At 41.2% G+C, this 19,069-nt stretch carries 17 protein-coding genes and 1 tRNA gene; 8 read left to right on the forward strand and 10 right to left on the reverse strand.

Annotated features, from left to right (window positions below; all coding sequences use genetic code 11):
* Window positions 1-295: 295 nt before the first annotated feature.
* Window positions 296-583 carry a type II toxin-antitoxin system RelE/ParE family toxin gene (locus CYLST_RS12635; protein ID WP_015208118.1) on the reverse strand — a complete coding sequence of 96 codons (288 nt, stop codon included), beginning with the start codon at window positions 581-583 and terminating at the stop codon, window positions 296-298.
* On the reverse strand, window positions 580-825 hold the full coding sequence (locus CYLST_RS12640; protein WP_015208119.1) for a CopG family ribbon-helix-helix protein: 246 nt from the start codon (window positions 823-825) through the stop codon (window positions 580-582). Before CYLST_RS12640 ends, CYLST_RS12635 begins: the two co-directional genes overlap by 4 nt.
* 250 nt (window positions 826-1,075) lie before the next feature.
* Between CYLST_RS12640 and CYLST_RS12645 the strand changes: the two genes are divergently transcribed.
* The gene (locus CYLST_RS12645; RefSeq protein ID WP_015208120.1) at window positions 1,076-1,819 is read left to right on the forward strand and encodes a Uma2 family endonuclease; all 744 of its coding nucleotides are present in this window, start codon (window positions 1,076-1,078) and stop codon (window positions 1,817-1,819) included.
* 46 nt (window positions 1,820-1,865) lie between these two features.
* Here the strand turns inward: CYLST_RS12645 and CYLST_RS12650 are convergent, their stop codons facing one another.
* A complete protein-coding gene (locus tag CYLST_RS12650) occupies window positions 1,866-2,453 on the reverse strand; it encodes a Uma2 family endonuclease (RefSeq protein WP_015208121.1) in 588 nt (195 codons plus the stop codon).
* A gap of 25 nt (window positions 2,454-2,478) precedes the next feature.
* Window positions 2,479-5,178, reverse strand: coding sequence for a CBS domain-containing protein (locus CYLST_RS12655; protein WP_015208122.1), 2,700 nt, complete (start codon window positions 5,176-5,178; stop codon window positions 2,479-2,481).
* A gap of 415 nt (window positions 5,179-5,593) precedes the next feature.
* On the opposite strand from CYLST_RS12655, the gene psbZ reads away from it, so the two are divergent.
* The 5 genes from psbZ (at window position 5,594) to CYLST_RS12680 (ending at window position 9,188) form a co-directional block, all read left to right on the forward strand.
* Entirely contained in the window at window positions 5,594-5,782 is a 189-nt protein-coding gene (gene psbZ, locus CYLST_RS12660; RefSeq protein ID WP_015208123.1) for a photosystem II reaction center protein PsbZ, read from the forward strand.
* A gap of 200 nt (window positions 5,783-5,982) precedes the next feature.
* Window positions 5,983-6,555, forward strand: coding sequence for a 6,7-dimethyl-8-ribityllumazine synthase (gene ribH / locus CYLST_RS12665; RefSeq protein ID WP_015208124.1), 573 nt, complete (start codon window positions 5,983-5,985; stop codon window positions 6,553-6,555).
* A 108-nt stretch (window positions 6,556-6,663) separates the two neighbouring features.
* Window positions 6,664-6,735: transfer RNA gene (locus tag CYLST_RS12670), tRNA-Gly, on the forward strand.
* 775 nt (window positions 6,736-7,510) lie between these two features.
* Window positions 7,511-7,918, forward strand: a complete 408-nt coding sequence (locus CYLST_RS12675; RefSeq protein ID WP_015208125.1) for a hypothetical protein — start codon at window positions 7,511-7,513, stop codon at window positions 7,916-7,918.
* 4 nt (window positions 7,919-7,922) lie between these two features.
* Window positions 7,923-9,188 carry a glutamate-5-semialdehyde dehydrogenase gene (locus CYLST_RS12680; RefSeq protein WP_015208126.1) on the forward strand — a complete coding sequence of 422 codons (1,266 nt, stop codon included), beginning with the start codon at window positions 7,923-7,925 and terminating at the stop codon, window positions 9,186-9,188.
* Between the two features lie 34 nt (window positions 9,189-9,222).
* On the opposite strand, the gene CYLST_RS12685 is transcribed toward CYLST_RS12680, so the two are convergent.
* The 5 genes from CYLST_RS12685 to CYLST_RS12705 all read right to left on the reverse strand — a co-directional run bounded on the left by CYLST_RS12685 (window position 9,223) and on the right by CYLST_RS12705 (window position 16,342).
* Window positions 9,223-11,166, reverse strand: coding sequence for a P-loop NTPase fold protein (locus CYLST_RS12685; RefSeq protein ID WP_041233089.1), 1,944 nt, complete (start codon window positions 11,164-11,166; stop codon window positions 9,223-9,225).
* A 54-nt stretch (window positions 11,167-11,220) separates the two neighbouring features.
* Window positions 11,221-12,243 carry an IS4 family transposase gene (locus CYLST_RS12690; protein WP_085960564.1) on the reverse strand — a complete coding sequence of 341 codons (1,023 nt, stop codon included), beginning with the start codon at window positions 12,241-12,243 and terminating at the stop codon, window positions 11,221-11,223.
* A gap of 493 nt (window positions 12,244-12,736) precedes the next feature.
* Window positions 12,737-13,813: a fatty acid desaturase gene (locus CYLST_RS12695; RefSeq protein ID WP_041233618.1), complete on the reverse strand. Its 1,077-nt coding sequence runs from the start codon at window positions 13,811-13,813 to the stop codon at window positions 12,737-12,739.
* A gap of 203 nt (window positions 13,814-14,016) precedes the next feature.
* A complete protein-coding gene (locus tag CYLST_RS12700; protein WP_015208129.1) occupies window positions 14,017-15,093 on the reverse strand; it encodes a fatty acid desaturase in 1,077 nt (358 codons plus the stop codon).
* A gap of 430 nt (window positions 15,094-15,523) precedes the next feature.
* Window positions 15,524-16,342 carry an acyl-CoA desaturase gene (locus CYLST_RS12705; protein WP_015208130.1) on the reverse strand — a complete coding sequence of 273 codons (819 nt, stop codon included), beginning with the start codon at window positions 16,340-16,342 and terminating at the stop codon, window positions 15,524-15,526.
* Window positions 16,343-16,428: 86 nt separating this feature from the next.
* Here CYLST_RS12705 and CYLST_RS12710 point away from each other — a divergent pair, with 86 nt between their 5' ends.
* Complete coding sequence (locus CYLST_RS12710) at window positions 16,429-17,658, forward strand: methionine gamma-lyase family protein (protein WP_015208131.1); 1,230 nt, start codon at window positions 16,429-16,431, stop codon at window positions 17,656-17,658.
* A 37-nt stretch (window positions 17,659-17,695) separates the two neighbouring features.
* On the opposite strand, the gene CYLST_RS12715 is transcribed toward CYLST_RS12710, so the two are convergent.
* Entirely contained in the window at window positions 17,696-18,895 is a 1,200-nt protein-coding gene (locus CYLST_RS12715; RefSeq protein ID WP_015208132.1) for a Coenzyme F420 hydrogenase/dehydrogenase, beta subunit C-terminal domain, read from the reverse strand.
* Between CYLST_RS12715 and CYLST_RS34475 the strand changes: the two genes are divergently transcribed.
* Complete coding sequence (locus tag CYLST_RS34475) at window positions 18,869-19,066, forward strand: type II toxin-antitoxin system HicB family antitoxin (protein WP_157162577.1); 198 nt, start codon at window positions 18,869-18,871, stop codon at window positions 19,064-19,066. The genes CYLST_RS12715 and CYLST_RS34475 overlap by 27 nt on opposite strands.
* Window positions 19,067-19,069: the final 3 nt, after the last annotated feature.

Genomic DNA, 19,069 nt, shown 5'->3' on the forward strand with positions numbered 1-19,069 from the left:
TAAAGATCAAGAGTTACCATTCCAGCAGCTACAAGAATTAAAACAAGCTCTTAATTCATTTGCCGAAGGTGACGATAGGTTAGAGGTTGATAAACTAATAGAAAAGTCAAATCACCTTTTACAAGAAACACAGAATTATTACCCTCATGAATAATTTTGATCGATTTATGAGGGCTGTATTAAGAGTAGTCTAGATGTATTGAGTCAGCCTCGCAAATTCAACATCTTACCCAGCAACAATGAATAAATTGCTATTTAGTGCTGTAGGCAGTTACCTATTTTTCTCAAATCTCAATTATGTTGAAAACGAGTCTGGCCACATCCGCGATGAGTGAATGACGGCGAGTATTTCGACTTGCTCAGTAACTGCGTAGACGATAATAAAAGAGGTCTTTTGAATAACGAGTTCGCGGGTGCTCTCTACTCGTCCAGGTCGTCCGATGAATGGTGTTTTTTTGACAGCCTTTGCCGATGATTGAATTGCCAGAATGACGCTTTCAGCAGCCTTGGGGTTTCGGTCTATAAGGTATTCTTTGATGGCAATGAGGTGTCGTTTTGAGGTGGGAGACCAGACAAGTTTCATGAAACTAGTTCTTTAAAAAACTCATCCATTTCTTCTTCTGAAATAACTTCACCCCGACGCACTTCTTCTAGTGCTTTCATAATCTCGCGCTTGTGCCAAGTCTGAACCTCAATGAAAGCATCAAGAGCTTCATTGAGAAGCGAAGTCCTGTCACGACCTAAGGACTCAGAAAGAGCATCAAGGGTGGCGAGTTTTGCTGCCTCGGTTCTAAAGGTAACAGATTTTTGTTGCGTCTGTGGCATACGCTCACCCAGCTAACTTACATTATCTTACATAGTAAGACATAATTAACCACTAATCAAGTTTTGATCAAAACTGAATAGACATCTCCTCTCAAAGATTGTAGAGACGTTCCATGGAACGTCTCTACAAGGGTTTCAAGTCACGCACATTTAATTCTCGGAGATGTCTATTGAGTGGGAGTAAAATCCTATCGCCCAACTACAGCAGTGATAAAATAAATCAATAACTACTTGATGCCTTATCCTTTCTATGACTGTTGCTCAAGAATTAGATTCTCAAGCAGGCATCTGCCAAGATGTGATATTTCCCCCAAGTGATTTATATAGTGACGAACCTCCTGTGGAAACCGAACTACATCTACGGCAAATAATCTTACTTTTCAAATGTCTAGAATGGTTTTGGCGCGATAGAAATGATTTTTATGCTGCTGGAAATCTAACCATCTACTACAGTCCGCATCAACGCAAATCAGAATATTTCCGAGGTCCAGATTTTTTTGTGGTTTTGGGAACTGATCGCAAAACCCGTAAAAGTTGGGTAGTTTGGGAAGAAGATGGCAAATATCCCAACGTAATTTTAGAAATTCTTTCACCAACCACAGCTAATACTGATAAAGAATTCAAAAAAGAACTTTATCAAAATACATTTCGGACACCTGATTATTTTTGGTTTGACCCCTATACATTAGAATTTGCTGGCTTTCATTTATTAGATGGAGAGTATCAACCTCTGGAAGCAAATGAGCAAGGACATTTGTGGAGTAAACAGCTAGGGTTATATCTGGGGGTTTATCAGGGACTATTGCGGTTTTTTACACCAGTTGGGCAAATAGTGCCGACACCTGAAGAAACGGCAGAACAAGAAACTCTAAAAGCACAACAAGAAACTCTCAAGGCACAGCAAGAAACTCTCAGGGCACAACAGGCAGAAAAAAGAGCAGAAAGGTTGGCGGCAAAACTGCGGGAGTTAAATATCGACCCAGATAAAATTTAGAAGAATTGTAGGCAATTGCCTGTTTTTATAAATTATCAAAAAGTCATCATTCTTCCCCTATGTCAAAATTAACTCCTGCATAAAGTTCACTAAAGGAAATTTGAAAATCTATTTGTTCAAGGAATAAAATATCTTCTGCTGATTCATACTCAGTTAATACCCATTGACCTTCTGAATTTTTTGTAAACTGCTCAATAAAATATTCATATTGGTCAATCATAATATACTCTTTTAATTCTGGGATAGAACGATAAAACCTAAACTTGTCTGTTCTGTCATAATTTTTGGTTGAGCTGGATAAAACTTCTACAATCATTAAGGGATTCGTTACTTTAGTAGTACCAGCACCTTCATATATCGGCTCTCCTTGAATTACCATAATATCTGGATAAGTATAGATGCGATAACGGGGTATCCATAATTTGACATCTCCTATGTAAATCTTGTAGTTTTTACCCCTCATTGTAGATTTAAAGTTGGTACAAAAATTCAAGAATATTTCGTTGTGATTAGTTGTACCGCCAGTTATGGGAATAATTTCTCCATCTCTATATTCGTTCTTGAATTCTGCCATCTCCTCTAGTTGTAAATATTCCTCTGGGGTGTAATATTTTTTTGGTGTTTGTATTTGCATAAAAGCCTCATTTTGCAAATGTAAATCATCGGGGATAATGCCTTAGTAAAAATTCCTCAGCCTCTATCCTATTTTTAATCACTCCATCCAACGTCGCAGCTAATAACTCATCCAACATTTGTTTATATAGAGGGCTAGGTTTATAACCCAGTTGCTTCAAATCATTGCCATTTAACAGCGGTTGTACATTTGCCAAAATGGTGAAATGTTGCCAAATCTGCCTCTTAATTTCTCGCGGACTTTGTAAAGCGATTAAAATTAGGGTAGGTAAATCGTACTGTCCCAACAATTTCACTATTTGACTGGGACTCTGAAAAGTTGGTAATGATGTTATTACCTCGGTTTGGGTTTGGGATAAATTTTTCAATCTGGCAATGCTATCGTCTTGCAATTGCAGATTTTTTGCGACTTTTGCCCGATATTTGGGTGCTAGATGGGCAATTAACGCTTCTAGACGCATTTGCCAATGAATTAAGGTTTGTTGCGAGTCAAATCGCCGTAAACAGCGCTCTAACAAACGTAATTGGTGCAGGAGTTGCCGATCTAACTTCAGGGTAGGATGGATGCACTGCAATGCTCCCAAGTTATCGAGTAACTGCAAAGCGGATTTCCAATAGGGGGCTTCGAGAATGTGTTTTAATTCTGTTTTTAGGCGAGTTTGCAGGGCGGGGGTTTTGGTATTTTCTTGAGAAGTGCGATCGTAAACGCCACTGTTGATGGCATAACGAATATATTCTTCTGTTCGCGATTCCATTTCAAACCCGAAGCGCACAGCAAAACGGACACCGCGATAAATGCGGGTAGGATCTTCAATAAAACTGTTGGCGTGTAAAGTCCGAATTTGCTTGGATTTTAAATCTAGTAACCCGCCAAAAAAATCGAGTAATTCACCAGCACGAGGGTTCGTCAGCCGCAGTGCCATTGCGTTGATGGTAAAATCTCGGCGATACAAGTCTTGCCGAATGGAACTCGCTTCAACTTCGGGATTTGCTGCTGGGTAAGGATAGAATTCTGTTCTAGAAGTGGCAATATCTACCCATAATGAATCAAATTCTGGGTCTTTGTGCCACAGTAAAGCAGCAGTTTGAAAAGCGCCATGAATTTCTAACCGGGCGTTGGGGTAAAGTTGTTGGAGTGCTTTTGCTAGTTCTACACCCGCGCCAACATTTGCTGAAGAGTGAAAACCATCAACTACCAAGTCAATATCTTTAATCATTAAGGTGCCTGGTGCTGCTTCAGCTAATAGCGAGTCCCGTACTGCACCGCCAACAAGATAAAGATGCCAACCGCGTTTTTCTGCTTCTTGAGATGCTGTGGTGAGTAATTGCCATAATTGGGGTGCAAGGCGATTTTGCAATTCAGTGTTGAGTTCTGAGTCTTGGGAATAATTTTGAATTTTGAATGTAGAGTTTTGAATTTTTCCTTGATGTAATTCCCGCAAGACATCAGTACGGGTGACAATTCCCACTAATTGCCCATTCTCCAATACTGGTAAGCGCCCGATATCATAAGTTACCATCAGCGCCTCAATTTGAGGGAGTGTGGTATCTGGTGTAATTGTCTTGAGGTTCGTTGTCATGTAGCCTTTGACTGGTGCATGACTAAAACCGTGGTGTAAGGCGATATCTAAATCCCGCCGGGAAATAATCCCAACTAATTGTCCTTGGGTATTGACTACAGATAAACCAGAGTGTCCATAGCGCAACAAAATTCGCTGTGCTTCCGCAATTGTGGTTTCGGGGCGAATGGTGCGGACTGGGGAGGACATTAAATCTCTAGCGATGGGGGGATGAGGAATTTGGGCTTTTAATCCTTCCAGGATTTGGTTTAAGACTGCTTGTGAGTCTGTGGTGCGGAGGTTTAGCGATGCGGCTTGAGAATGACCACCACCACCGAAGAGTTGAAATAAGAGGTTAAGATTTGTACCATGAATTTGCGATCGCCCAATTACCGTTAGTCGCGAGTCATCTTCCCCCAGAGGATATTCATTCGCCAACAGTATGGCGTCAATTTCGGTTAACTCAACAAGTTCCGAGGCTAGACTAGATAAACCTGGGACAAAACCCTCAGTTTTGAGAGTTATCCAGGCGATCGTATATCCCCGTAAACAGAGATATTCTAAATTTTCCAACGCTTCAGTTAATAGCTGCTGCAATTGGGGAGACAAACCGGGATCACGATAAGTAGAAATTACCGACAAGCTGGCCCCTTGTTGCATCAACCAAGCCAAAGCTAGAGCATCCCTTGGTGTAGCTTGCTCAAAGGTCAACGAGCCAGTGTCAACATGAATACCCAAGGCCATGACAGTCGCTTCGGCAGAAGTGAGAGAAATTTGCCGTTGTTGCAACTGTTCCACTATTAAAGTGGTGGTAGCTCCCACAGGAGAAACATACAATTGCGTAGCGGGAATATTCAGTGCTTGTCCTAGGTGATGGTCATAAACTATGATTTCCTTGATCTGCGGTAAATCTAACCATTCAGCAGCTTTACCCAAGCGATCGCGCTGTTGCGTATCCACCACAGTCAGAGAACGAATTTTTTCGGGATTGACCGATCGCCTTTCAATCAGCGGATATTCGTCTCGATGTAATGCCAAAAAATCTCTGACAGGCGGGTGAGATCCACCTGTAAGCACAATCTTGCTTCCTGGTAGCAAGCGTGTTAACCCCACCGCCGCCCCTAAAGCATCAAAATCAGCAGTTGTGTGGCAAAGAATTAGATCCATATTCGTCAATAGTCAGTTCCTACATTGTGAATCTTGGATTGGTTTCTGGGAAACAACAGACAGATAAGAACTGACCATAAAACTATATTGACGCAATTTTCCACAGTCCAAATGCTCTCTTGAGAGAGGAATTACCACCCGATTCGGTTAAAATATTAATTTATCAGCAGATACCCAGTGAGTTCACAGGGGTCACTGAGACACCCACCCTGTCCGCAATGCGGTAGTGTTGGGAAGAAGCTTTCAAAAAAAATAGGGTGGGTTACATCCGAATTTACGCTCGTGGACAACAAGGAACCAACTCCCTTGGACGAAGCGAGAAGCGAAACCTCTAACCCCGGTTAGTTGAATAGTCAATTTTGGCTGAGTTTCGCGTAACAAATGTTACTATTTCGCTATCTTGGGAGAAGCAAAAATGACCGTAGTATTTCAAATCTCTTTAATATCTCTAGTTCTGATATCTTTTGTTCTAGTCGTTGGTGTTCCAGTGGCCTACGCCACTCCCCAAAATTGGGTTGAATCTAAAAAACTGCTCTGGGTAGGTTCTGGAGTTTGGATTGCTTTGGTGCTTTTAGTCGGAGTATTAAACTTTTTTGTCGTATAGACGACGGCTTTGCCCAGGTACAGGCACATAATATAAAGACTAGAGGAGCAGAAAAGCCAAGGCAAAAGGATCACAAGAGAAAAGGAGAGATTTTTTCCTTTTTCTTTGTTCTTTTTTCCTGAGTGTGCTTTCCTGCTCCTCTGCATTGAGAGCAGAAATGTATATTGACCGAGAACTTAATAGTGAGTTAAAAGGCAGTTATGGCAGTTTTTGAGGGAACTTTTACCCAGACTCAAACAGAACCTTTGCGGTTTGCCCTAGTAATTGGTCGATTCAATGACCTAGTTACCGTTAAGCTGCTAGAGGGGTGTCAAGATTGCTTGAAACGTCACGGCATCGATACCAATCCCCACGGCAAGCAGGTAGACTATGTTTGGGTACCTGGAAGCTTTGAAGTGCCCATCGTCGCCCGCCAACTGGCACTCTCTCAACGCTACGATGCCGTAATCTGCCTAGGCGCAGTGATCAAAGGGCAAACACCCCATTTTGATTACGTATCTTCAGAAGTAGCCAAGGGCATTGCTGCTGCTGGCTTTCAAACAGGTGTACCCGTGATTTTTGGGATTTTGACAGTAGACACCATGCAGCAAGCCTTAGAACGGGCAGGCATTAAAAGCAATCATGGCTGGGAGTACGCGATGAATGCCCTAGAAATGGCTAGCCTAATGCGGCAATTGCGCTCTAATCTGGCAGAACCTTATGTTCGTAATGCCCAGCCCTTACCAGCTTCTTTAGTGGGTAACTTTGCCCCAGAGTCAGAAGAATTGGGCTAAGGCGGGTGCTGAGTGCTGAGTCAACAAATTCAAAATTCAGCACTCAAAATTAAAATTAGGGGTTGACAACGGGGGATTAATCTGAGAAGATAATATTTAGTAGAGATTGCGGGTATAGCTCAGTGGTAGAGCGTCACCTTGCCAAGGTGAATGTCGCGCGTTCGAATCGCGTTACCCGCTTTTAAAAGAATCTAAAAATCAGTTTCAACCTATGGTAGGTCTAAACTAAGCGACTCACAAAATTGGTAAGTGTAGCCTAGATTTTTTTGGTGCGGTGTACTACACTAAACTAAAGGTGATGGCGGAAGTAGTAAGATTGTCGGGTGCAATACTTCTTTTGGCAGTGAAATTAGCCAAAATAGGGGTTAGAGTCATGCTAACGGGCTGATGTCCTACTTCACCGGATGAAATGTCTAGTAAAGTCAGGATGTCTACGGTTGTCAATAGTTTACATAGCAGATATTTACCAGATGACCGTCAAGGATAACGAAGGGATAAATCCCGACAGAATCTGAATTACTGGAAAAATCCAACCCCAACTTCCAGAAAATTCGGGGGTCAGTTTTGAACCATAGTAACTGTTACTCCTGGGTTTCCTGCTTGTAGGCGTAGCTTTCTCAAATGAGTTGTTTTCTTTCTTTGTTGCCACGTAGACTATAAATTGTACCAGATATGCCGACACAATAAATGCCCACAAAACGCAACTAGATCATTTTTGATTAGGAGAAAAGTAATTCCCGATGTCTTTGACTAGGGAATAAAGGGTTTGCCGTTTAACCCTGTAATGCTAGATACCTTGACGAATGAACTCACCTATCCTGATGAGTAAATTTGAGCAGGTTTTTCCCAAGGGTACTTCAGATCAAAAGTTGATAATCTCGAAACCAACACCCAAGACATTGGGGAATGGTGTTTTCGCAGTTTAGTAAAACACGCTCAAGTTATTAGATCGCTTGTGCAATCTCAAAAACCCGAAAAAATAGACTTAAATACGGATTACACCTGTCCTTGCCGTCGCCAGGGGCAGTTAGTTCCGATTACGCTGACAGAAGCATTTGGTTGCAATCGCTGTCAGCAAATATTTGTTGTCGAAGATAATGGTTATGTCCTAGAGCAACTTTCTACCACCTATCTCTACAAGCGAGCTTGGCGTTGGACGGGTAAGAGTTGGCGTATTGTCCAGCCTCGATTGGGAGAAAACTATCTGCCCATAGCGCTAGGGATTATTTTCGTGTTAGTGATTATATGGCTACCATTAGCGCTGCGATTGGCAAATAATTCTAACCTTATTGCTTGGGCAATGGTGGCGGTGGTATTAACTATCCTGCCGACACTAATGCTCTGGCTTACCTACAGACGTTAACTCAATGACCGTTGAAGTTTTGGATGATTACCCCGAACCAATAAACAGTGCTAAACGCGCTTATCAAGCTTCCCTGAAGTTGGGGATCACAAAGGGAGCAGATCGGAGTCGTGCTGTATTAGCAATGGCACAGGCGCTTGAGCATTCATTTGACGACATTCTAGAAGCCAACACCTTGGATCTAGAAGCCAGTCGGGAGATGGCTGTGCCTGAGTTGATTTTAGATTGGCTGAAGCTTACTCCCTCCAGGCTAGAAGCCACAGTAGAGATTCTCCGGAGGTTGGGGGAATTATCAGATCCACTGCGACGTGTGAGGAACGCTGACTATCAACAGGAAGATTCCCAGAGTTATTCCCAGTTAATGCCTTTGGGGGTGATTGGGTTTATTTATGAGGCGTTCCCCGATTTAGGCGCGATCGCCGCTGGTTTTTGTATTAAGACTGGTAATAGCCTGATTCTTAAAGGTAGTACAGAAGCTAGTCACTCGAATGCGGCGATCGCAGAAGTGCTGCAAACTGCTATCAGTGAAGTTGGACTACCAGAAGGCTGTGTAGAATTAATCACAGCAGAACATGGTGCTTCGATTCGGGATTTAGTCACCCAAGATCAGTACGTGAATTTAGTGATTCCCTATGGACGTTCTAGCTTAATCCAGCAAGTTGTACGCCAGTCAACAAGTCCTGTGTTAAAGTCAGCTATGGGCAACTGTTACCTCTACTGGTCGCTAAATGGTAGCTTGGAAATGGTGCGCTGGATGATTCTCGATAGCCACCAGAGCGAACCAGATCCGGTAAATGCCATCGAAAAAGTTCTCATTCATCGTCAATCATTGCCATCTTCCTTATCAGTGCTGTGGAACAGCTTGAAGGAAAAAGGCTTTGAAATCAAAGGGGATGAGGAATTAGTAGAAGCTTTTCCTCAGTTGCAGCTAGCGAAAGAAGGTGAATGGGGAAACCCGTATTTAACCAAGACAGTGGCTTTTAAATTGGTGGATAGCTTAGAAAGTGCGATCGCCTGGATTAATCATTATAGTAGCGGTCATGCCGACAGCATTGTCACCGACTCCTACCAAGAAAGCCGCCAATTTGCCCTAGGAGTCAACACCGCCTCCACCTACATCAACGCATCCCCCCGTTTTTACCGCAACCCCTCGCGGGGAGATTCGGCATTTTTAGGTATGTCAAATCAAAAAGGCCATCGTCGCGGATTTATCAGTTTGGAAAGTTTGACGACTGTTAAGCACATTGTCCAAGGAAATGGGCGGTTTTAGAAAGCGTAACTTTCTGTATGACTGCTCATTTTCCCTATGAGCTTTTTGCTTCTAGCTTTTGGATTACTTCATTCAAATAATGTTCAGTCAGGAATTTTAACCAATATCCGCTAACCTTACCTTTTTTGCATTCAGCTTTCTCTAACAAAAGACTCCGAACAGATTTAAGCCAATCTAATTCTTCAAGCAATTTCTCATGAATATGAACTAACTCATATCGTTGTTTTAATATCGAAAGAATCGAGTCTCTATCTTTATAATCCATAGGTAAAAATTTCTCTATGAATTCTTCTGGTAATATGTGTTTGAATATAGGAACGTCATAGTATCTCTGCTTCAATGAATCCCCATTATGCGAGTTATTTTGGCAAACCATTCTGTTAAACTTCCATATATCGCTCTGCATAATAACCAGTAAATCTTTACCAGCACTGGGCAGATTTACATCTCTTGCTGACTCTCGAACTTGATCGATGTAAGAACAAAAGTCTGTAAACTCGTTAATTTCTCTACCTTGAAAGATAAGCCCACCATAGTTATCTTCAACTAAAGAATACAATGGAGATACAATATCTAGTTGATTATTATCTTTGAGGTGATCAATATAAAGCTTTGAGTCCTGTATAATCTCTTCTTTAGTTTTACAATATAGTCCAACATCAGAAAACTTTAATAAAAGTCCAGTGATATGCTTGATTTCCCCCAAAACAGTAAATTCTCTATTAACATATTGTAATTCAACCTTCTTGAGTAAATCATCAAAATCATTATCAGTAAGCCTGTAAAAGTGCCACAATCTAACCCAATTAGGGGTGTGTTCATCCTGAAAATATTTACTAGTTAATAGTGATTGATCTAGTTCTTGCGTATCTAAGATACCTTTATCAAAAAATATTTCCCACCACACTTTGCTTGGAAATGGCTCATGTAGGTTTAGATTCAGTACTGTATACTTACCAAGCATTATCTGAAGTGGAGCTTCCTCTGCGCTATTCTTCTTTATGCTTGAACTGGTTGCTTGACGGGAACTCTGCTGCTTACTTATTAGTAATATATATTCTTCTCTCAATTTGCTAATATCTTTTGGAAGCATTTTTCCGCGTCTAATTTCGATGGAGAAAGCCATAAGTAGTTTTAAAATGTCTTTAAGAAAATCTGGTTTACTTCTTCCCTTTTCTGGTAATTTCTCAAAAATTCTCTCAAAGTCTAAAACGATTTGCTTTAAAATTCTTAAGTTTTCACATTCTGCCGTTTTGTATACTTCTTGCATTAATTGACCATTATCAGTTAAAAATGTTCTAACCTTTAAATTATTTACACTACAAATAAAATTTTCTAATGAACCATCAAAATCAGGAGCAACGCCAAAAGTTTTACCGATTAACTTCTCTTTAATAGTATTGTATTTATCTTGTTTTAGTAGTTCATTTTCATTGGCAACAATAACTACTTTTAAGTCTTGCTGCTCCACAAAGTAGTTAATATACCCCAATATATTACCGATATCCATTTGACAACGTTCTAAATCATCAAAAATCAAAATACTTTTATCAGTATTTTTAAGATAATCAGGAAGGTTGATGTCTGGAATTTGAATATTTAATGCTCCATCATCTTTGCTGTCACCATTCAAATCTATTTTCAGAGTGCCTTTTAGTAATCCTTTGAGAATCTTTCCTGTTATTGCCATTTCCTTTGATGACAGTACAGGGTTTAATTGCTGAAAAAAGGTGTCCTCAATCTCCAAGAAGCTAGTTACTCCGTAAAGGCTGACATACAAGAATTTCTGTTTTTTATCTTTTAGATTTTCGCGCCGGTACTTATTGATAAATCGTTTGATAAACCATGTTTTTCCAGAACCCCACTCACCTTTTAGTAAAACTGCAAATCCAGGTGCAGACAAACCACAGTAATAATCTAAATATGCTTCGATATGGCTATTGATTGAATTATTTTCTTGAGTCCAGAAACGTTGAATGCAGCAATAAAACTTTACATACTAAGATGTAATTGTCCTATCAAGGGTTAATTGTCAACATTTCATAATATCTTCCATCCAATGTACATAACTAATTTGTTGACACATACAGGCTTGTAAATAGCGGAATTTATCTAATATTTTTTCACCCCATTGTTTAGGAACAGATACAAGTTGTAAAATCAGATAAGCAATGAGACTTGCATAGATTTGTATGGTAATACCATTAACATTTTTGGTAATTAATTTATCAAGTTTTAGGTGCATCTTTAAAAATTTCCATAACAATTCAACTCCCCACCTTAAGCGATAAATATCTCTAATATCATCATCTCTAACTGCTGCATCTCCATTAGTTGGTAAATTAGTGACTAAGCGAAATTCAGTTCTCGTTTCTAAATCACAAAAATTAATCACTCTATAAGCTTGTGCATCTGTTGATGAGCCAATTTTTACCAGTCCATTTTCTGATTCAAATTCTAACTTCCAATTATTTTTAATCCGTAACACAAAGTATTTATTTTCTTGAACTAGTTCTTGAATAAAATTTAAACCTGCAAAGCCCCTATCCATTACTCCAACAGCATCTGCTGGCAAATTAGACATCATCTTTGAGCCAAATTTATAATCATGATTATGACCAAAGTTGATGAAATTATCTTCTGGACTTCCTGTAGCAAGATTTAGGGAACTAAACAGTTTAACTTGATGATAATCCAGAATCCATAACAGCTTACTTGTCAATGTAATAATTGTTGAATCAATTGGACATATTGCATATTTATTGTGTAACTTCTTCTGGACTTTATTCTGGACTAATTGATTTAATTGATGATAAATCTTCTGGAATACTTCTTGACTTCGATGAGTGTTAGCTTTGGAAAACGTGGAAATATCTACATCAAATCCTGTATTGTTTAATCGTTTAAATAAATCCCTCATACTCGTTAAGCTATTATCCAGGGCATAAGCTAACCAACACTCGACAAAAAGACGGCTGTTCAAAACAGGATAATCATTTTTTGGTAGCCCTCCCAGGATATTTTTGACAATCTTGGGAAATGAATTTATAATCATCGTTAATCGAAATATTTTAATCCTTTGCCCAAAATCTAACATATTTTGGGCTATTCTTATCGGAATTTTCTTAACATTCAACACTTCTGTCTTGAGTCATATTTTCCTTTATTAGCTGGGAATGCTTAATTCAAAGCCTCTCTCCGCTTCGGAGAGAGGTTTGGAGAGAGGTCTTTCAGCAAATTTTTAAACATTCTAAACATCCTCTAACAACCTACATCTAAAATCACTCAAACACAGACAGTCATAATTCAGAAATCCCTCGTTCCCATGCTCTATCTGGAAACCCATATCTAGAGCCTATGCCTCTATAATACAGGAGGTAGAACCTCCAAGAAGGCATTCCCAGCCAGAGACTGGGAACAAGATAAGATAATCCTGTTAATCCTGAAATCCTAAAAATCCTGATTCAGACGTTTTGATTGTATTTGATGATGTAGTCGAAAAAAAAGCCCGCATCTTGCGGACTTGCTTTATCTCAATAATCTACCGATTACTTCACAATCTGATTATTCGAGGTGTAATAAACCTTACTACCTGTATCTGGAACAAAATGACAGTTGATAGCAGAACGCCATAAAGACTTCCAAATTGGTTCTTCAGATTTATGGAAGTAGTCACCCATAATCGGTTTAATCGCCTCAGTTGCTTTCAGCAAATTGTAGTGAGGGATATTGAGGAAAATGTGGTGAGCAACGTGAGTACCGATATCGTGATGAATGTGATTGACCAAACCGTAATCTCGGTCAATGCTAGAAATAGCACCTTTCAAAAAAGACCATTCTTCGCCACGATACCAGGCAATTCCAGGCTCAGTGTGGTGCAAAAACGTCACCAAGTCTAGCCAAATGATAAACACAATGTAGGGTACAGCATAGTTTTTGATAAACCATAAGAAACCCCATTGATAGGTGAGGAAACCCAACAAACCTACCATGCAAATCAAAAGTGCAGTACTGGTGAGAACATCCCATTTTTCAGATGGTTTGAACAGCGGGCTACTGGGTGAAAAGTGGGAGCCTTGTTTACCCGGAGAACGCTGAAACAAATACACCGGATAAGCGAATAAGAAAGCATAAAATCGCCCTACTTTTTGCAAAAAGGGCATCTCGTTGTATTCTGATTCAGAGATAGGATACCAGCTTTCATCGTTCTCTAAACTGCCAGTATTTTTGTGGTGGGTTCTGTGGCTAATACGCCAACCGTGATAAGGAACGAGGATGGGTGTGTGGGTAAGATGTCCAACTAAATCATTGAGCCATTTATGCTTAGAAAAAGATTGGTGTCCGCAGTCGTGACCAACTACAAACAAAGCCCAAAACATTGTGCCTTGCATTAGCCAGAAAACCGGCCAGAAATACCAAGAATCCAGATAATTAGCAACTGCATACAGCAACCCGACAATCAGGATGTCACGAAAGCAGTAATATAGTGATTTTGCCACATTGGGCTGAAAACATTCAGCGGGGATTGCAGCTTTTAAATCCTGAAGGGTAAAGGGTAGTTTACCTGTATTCTCAGATGATTCAAAGCTATCAGGCTGGTTCAGATTGATTGTATTTGATTGCACTAGATTCTTTTTGTTCGATATAGCAAGGTAGTCACACTTGAAATGATGCACAGCTTTGGTTATTTCTGAGAATTTCCCTAAACTGTACATAGATATCTAGCAATTTAATTAATATAGAGAATTGCCAGATATTCTGGAAAAAGGATGAAAGCTGAAGGATAAATAATGGTGACATATATTCATACTTCATGCTTCATGCTTTTTTATTGCTCTGCGTAATATTCTTTGAAAGACTTATAGCCAACATCAGTTGTATACAGTTGACACTGGTCTGTAATTTCTTTCATTAAAGACCAAGAGAACTGACATTCATCATGCAAATAATCTCCCCAATTTTCTTTGATGCTGTTGTAAGCTAACCGCAAATTATAAGAAGGAATGGCAGTAGAGATGTGGTGAGGGACGTGGACATTGATATCGTGGCAAAGAAATTCTACCCAAGCAGGGTAATCGCAATGAATTGTACCAGATAGTTGTGCTAAAGCTTCGTTCCATTTGTCAGCTACTTTAAAAGGAACATCGGCAGCAGTATGGTGAACTATGGTAAAGGTACTCATCCAAAAATGGTATCCCAGCCAGGGTATAACCCAAAATTTGACAAATCCCCAGATACCAGTTGTCGCAATGAGAGTGGGGAAAACAACTGCTGCAAACAGAGCAACCACAGCCACAGAAAGCTTGATACTCGATTGGTCTTTGGTTTTGAAATTCCGCCAATCAAAATGCACAACTGCCCAATGTCCAACTGAACCAACCCACCAGAGGCGGTTACTGATGAATCCCTCATAGGCAAACTGCCTAGTTTTATCCCAAAGAGAAAAAACTTCTGGTCTAATGGGGTGCCAAGCGTTATCCTCATCCAGCTTGTTAGTGTGTTTATGGTGATAGTTATGTTTAATCCGCCAACTGTGGAAGGGGTAAATCAAGGGCATCATGAACAGGTGTCCTACCAAATCATTTACCCAGCGACGTTTGGCAAATGAACGATGACCGCAATCATGACCAATTACAAAAAAACCTGTTAAAGCAGTCCCTGTAAAAATCCAAGCTAGGGGTAAGAGATACCAAGGGGCAATTGCCAAGAAAAAGTAGGATAAGGCAACCATGAAGACGCTAGCTAGCGCTCTTGTCCAGGCTTTGCGTTTATTCTGCTGAAAACATTCCTTTGGTAGGCTTTTGATAATATCTTTTAGCCTCAGGTCGGAATTACCAAGGTCTGTAGAGGTACGATTAATCTCGTCTCTACCAAATGTTTCGTTTTTAATTGATGTAGTAGTCATGAATACCTGAAAAACGGCAAAATGTTTCACCAAGTCACTCAGGAAAGTGGCTTGTCGCAAAGTTTTGTAACATTAATGTTTCGGATTATATCAACTTTCTAAGCTACCACAGCACATGTGTAAATATTTATTTTTTGATTTATTTTTTGCGACCCGTTTCCGAATTGGCGCATAGATATTTTAGTTACTGGAGAAAATTAATCAAGGGTATCTGGAAGACCTCTCTCTAAATCTCTCTCCTACAAGGAGAGAGACTTTGAATTTTTTCGATTAGAGCGTCGGGAAGGAGGTTAGGGAGTTAGGTTTTTCGTGGGCTGGTCTACTACATGACTTGAAAAGTCAGCAAGATTCACAAGCAAAGAGTCAATAGCCCACAGTCAATGATTTATTGACTATATGACTATTGACTATATAAATATTAACTTTGGAGTTACTGCTTTCTCTCTGCTAGCTTGACATTCGTAGCTAGACCTAGTAATTGCAGTACTTGAATTGTCATCCAAGTTAAATCGATTTCCCACCATTCCAGCCCATGACGAGCTGAGTATTGAAAGGCATGGTGGTTATTGTGCCAGCCTTCGCCAAAAACGAGTACGGCTACCCACCAGCAGTTTGTTGAATGATCACCTGAATCATGGGTGCGATAGCCAAATTTGTGGGTAGCGCTGTTCACTAACCAGGTGCAGTGGTAAACCCAGACGATGCGGGCAAAAATTCCCCAAACAACGAAAGACCAGCCACCCAAGAGCAATAGTCCAATACCCAAAGCTACTTGGATGAGAATGAAATATTTTTGTAAAAACTGATAGACTGGGTCTTCGGAAATATCTTTGGTAAAACGAGGAACATCTGCTTGAGCGGGTGAGTGATAGACCAGCCAACCCATATGGCTCCACCAGAAGCCTTTATTGGAATCATGGGGGTCACTACCAGTATCTGAATGTAAGTGATGAAGGCGATGTATACCCACCCACTCGATTGGCCCGCCTTGACAGGAAAGTGTCCCGAAGAGAACCAAGAGATACTCTAGCCACTTGGGCGTTTGAAAACTGCGATGGGTGACAAGACGGTGAAATCCTAGGGTGATTCCTAAACCGCCGGTGATCCAGTAAAGCAATAAAGCTACACCAACTGCATTCCAGCTAAAGTTACTAGGAAGAAGGGCAAACAAAGCTCCAATGTGTAGTGCAGCGAAAAATAGGGTGTTAACCCAGTTAAGTTGAGGTTTTGTTGAGGTAGCAATTGTCATGCATTAACCTGAATAGGAATTGTTCAGCCTAAGGGTGCGCGATCCTAAAATCCGCATATCTAAATTTTTTTTTGAAAGGGGAACTGATGAACAGCTTGGAACAGATGCAGCAAGCAGAACAGGCACTGTTAGAAATTTTTTCTGTAATTGACACACAGGTTAAGCATAATCTTAAACGAGTGCTAGATGCTTTTCGTAATCACCGTGTAGGTACACACCATTTTGCTGGTGTAAGTGGTTATGGTCACGATGATTTAGGGCGAGAAACTTTAGATAAAGTTTTTGCTGAGGTGATGGGTGCCGAAGCTGCGGCGGTGCGAGTGCAGTTTGTTTCAGGAACGCATGCGATCGCTTGTGCTTTATTTGGTGTACTCCGTCCTGGAGATGAAATGTTAGCAGTAGTTGGTTCTCCCTACGATACGCTCGAAGAAGTGATTGGTTTACGGGGTCAAGGACAAGGCTCCTTAATCGAGTTTGGCATAAATTACCGACAATTGGAGCTAACTCCTGAAGGAACCATAGATTGGCAAGGTTTAAGCAACAGTATTGCTGATAACACTCGTTTAGTATTAATTCAACGCTCTTGTGGCTATTCTTGGCGTCCCAGCTTATCAATTGCCGATATCGAAAAGATTGTCCATTTAGTCAAACAGCAAAACCCTAACACCGTTTGCTTTGTAGACAACTGCTACGGCGAATTTATTGAAACCCAGGAACCGACAAATGTTGGTGCTGATTTAATGGCGGGTTCATTGATTAAAAATCCTGGTGGGACGATTGTTAGCGCTGGTGGTTATGTTGCTGGACGTGCTGACTTAGTGGAAGCCGCAGCCTGTCGCTTGACTGCTCCGGGAATTGGTAGTTATGGTGGTGCAACTTTTGACCAAAATCGCCTGCTATTTCAAGGCTTATTTCTCGCACCGCAGATGGTTGGGGAGGCGATGAAGGGAACTTACCTGACTGGATACGTATTTGACAAACTCGGTTATCCTGTGAATCCTGCACCCCTTGCACCTCGTGGGGATGTGATTCAAGCTATTAAACTCGGTTCAGCCAAAAAGCTGATAGCCTTCTGTAAAGCGATTCAACAGCATTCGCCTATTGGTTCTTACCTCGACCCCATTCCCGATGATATGCCGGGGTACGAGAGCCAGGTAGTGATGGCTGGAGGGACATTTATTGAAGGCAGTACTTTGGAATTGTCAGCGGATGGGCCTTTACGTGAGCCTTATGTGGTTTATTGCCAGGGGGGGACTCATTGGACTCATGTAGCGATCGCACTTCAAGCGGCGATTGAGGCGATAGGCCCGGCTTAAGATAGGCTCACGCAAGTGTCCTCCTCTGCGTTACATCTTAATCCGGTAACTTATACTGCCCAACGATCCGTTTAGCAAACTCCGGAACGTGCGCCTCTAATTTCTCTGGATGATTCCGCTTCACATACAAGTAATTCCGTGTGAAGTGGGAATCGATGGAAAACCGCGCATATTCTAAACCTTTAGGGCCGATTCTCTCAATCACTACACCCATGAGTTTTGCTGCCCACATTGGCAAGGTAACACCTTTATCATAAGCAGGAATACTTTGCTGTACAGCTTCTTTGCGGTTCCCTTGGGACATCACCGGCTGGGTGTCTAATTGGTCTTGCACCAAGTCCAGCATTTCTTTGCCTGTATCATTTCTAACTACAATCCATTGCCAGCGGAAGGGTGCGCCCATGTAGCCAACAACTAAATCTGCTAAGGAGTTGACGTAATCAAAGCAACTCATGCAGGAGGGGGCGAAAACGTCTTTGAGTTGGTTGGTTTTCAAGCCGAAGAAGGGTACAGTTTCGGTTGAGCCGTCTTCATGCTTGAAATGCACCCGAAAGTCTTGCATGAACTCATAACTTACCACTGTGTCAGGCGATCGGCTGGTGGTGTCTAAGAATTTTTGCAGTCCGGCGCGGGTAACGTTATCTACGCAGGGCGTACCTAAAACATACAGCTTTTCTAAACCAAGTTGTTTTTCTACAGCGCGTAATGCTTGGATTTGGCAACCGACACCAATGACTAATAACCGCTTCATTCCCGATTTTTCTATCTGTTCTAATACGGAAAGGTTGGGGGAAAGGGTGGGTTTATTTACTCGTGCTGCTAGTATTTCTTCGGGGGTACGGGCGATAATTGGCATGGGTTGAAAGCGGTCTTCTTTGGTGTTTTGCACGCAGACGACACCTTCAACTAAGCCACGATTTAGCATTTCAATGGCAATGCTGCTAACAATACCTGTCCATTGTGCGCCTTCGATGGGTTCTTGTTTCCGCGCCGCCATCATGTCTTGATGAACACCAAAGTATACTTCATTTTCGTCTTCGAGGTTGCGGGGGCGGTTGTGGGTTTGGGTTTCTAGTTCGCCGATTTGCTGATTTATAAAGGCGCAGGCTTCCTTGACATAGTGGATATAATATGTATCGCACAGTCCGCACTCGCTACAGAGTTCTTTGGCTGGACGGCGGCTTGTGGGTTTTAAGGCTTTGGCTTTTTTATGTTTGTTGGAGTCTATGGAAGTCATAATAATTCGTTTTATGCTGACGGCGCTTTTATAACAATACCTTTACAGGTTATACAGTTAACCATAGAGATTGAACAAGAAGAGGATGGGCGGTTTATTGCTGAGGTGATTGATTTTCCTGGTGTGTTGGCTTATGGAAACACAAGACAAGAAGCTGTGGCTAGGGTTTAAGCT

Origin of the sequence: Cylindrospermum stagnale PCC 7417, from assembly GCF_000317535.1 — a bacterium.
GTDB classification, from domain to species: domain Bacteria; phylum Cyanobacteriota; class Cyanobacteriia; order Cyanobacteriales; family Nostocaceae; genus Cylindrospermum; species Cylindrospermum stagnale.

Excerpts from the sequence above, each read along its gene's own strand:
- CYLST_RS12635 (WP_015208118.1), bottom strand. The coding sequence starts at position 583 with ATGAAACTTGTCTGGTCTCCCACCTCAAAACGACACCTCATTGCCATC.
- CYLST_RS12640 (WP_015208119.1), bottom strand. The coding sequence starts at position 825 with ATGCCACAGACGCAACAAAAATCTGTTACCTTTAGAACCGAGGCAGCA.
- CYLST_RS12645 (WP_015208120.1), top strand. The coding sequence starts at position 1,076 with ATGACTGTTGCTCAAGAATTAGATTCTCAAGCAGGCATCTGCCAAGAT.
- CYLST_RS12650 (WP_015208121.1), bottom strand. The coding sequence starts at position 2,453 with ATGCAAATACAAACACCAAAAAAATATTACACCCCAGAGGAATATTTA.
- CYLST_RS12655 (WP_015208122.1), bottom strand. The coding sequence starts at position 5,178 with ATGGATCTAATTCTTTGCCACACAACTGCTGATTTTGATGCTTTAGGG.
- psbZ (WP_015208123.1), top strand. The coding sequence starts at position 5,594 with ATGACCGTAGTATTTCAAATCTCTTTAATATCTCTAGTTCTGATATCT.
- ribH (WP_015208124.1), top strand. The coding sequence starts at position 5,983 with ATGGCAGTTTTTGAGGGAACTTTTACCCAGACTCAAACAGAACCTTTG.
- CYLST_RS12680 (WP_015208126.1), top strand. The coding sequence starts at position 7,923 with ATGACCGTTGAAGTTTTGGATGATTACCCCGAACCAATAAACAGTGCT.
- CYLST_RS12690 (WP_085960564.1), bottom strand. The coding sequence starts at position 12,243 with ATGATTATAAATTCATTTCCCAAGATTGTCAAAAATATCCTGGGAGGG.
- CYLST_RS12700 (WP_015208129.1), bottom strand. The coding sequence starts at position 15,093 with ATGACTACTACATCAATTAAAAACGAAACATTTGGTAGAGACGAGATT.
- CYLST_RS12705 (WP_015208130.1), bottom strand. The coding sequence starts at position 16,342 with ATGACAATTGCTACCTCAACAAAACCTCAACTTAACTGGGTTAACACC.
- CYLST_RS12710 (WP_015208131.1), top strand. The coding sequence starts at position 16,429 with ATGAACAGCTTGGAACAGATGCAGCAAGCAGAACAGGCACTGTTAGAA.
- CYLST_RS34475 (WP_157162577.1), top strand. The coding sequence starts at position 18,869 with ATGTTTGTTGGAGTCTATGGAAGTCATAATAATTCGTTTTATGCTGAC.
- CYLST_RS12715 (WP_015208132.1), bottom strand. The coding sequence starts at position 18,895 with ATGACTTCCATAGACTCCAACAAACATAAAAAAGCCAAAGCCTTAAAA.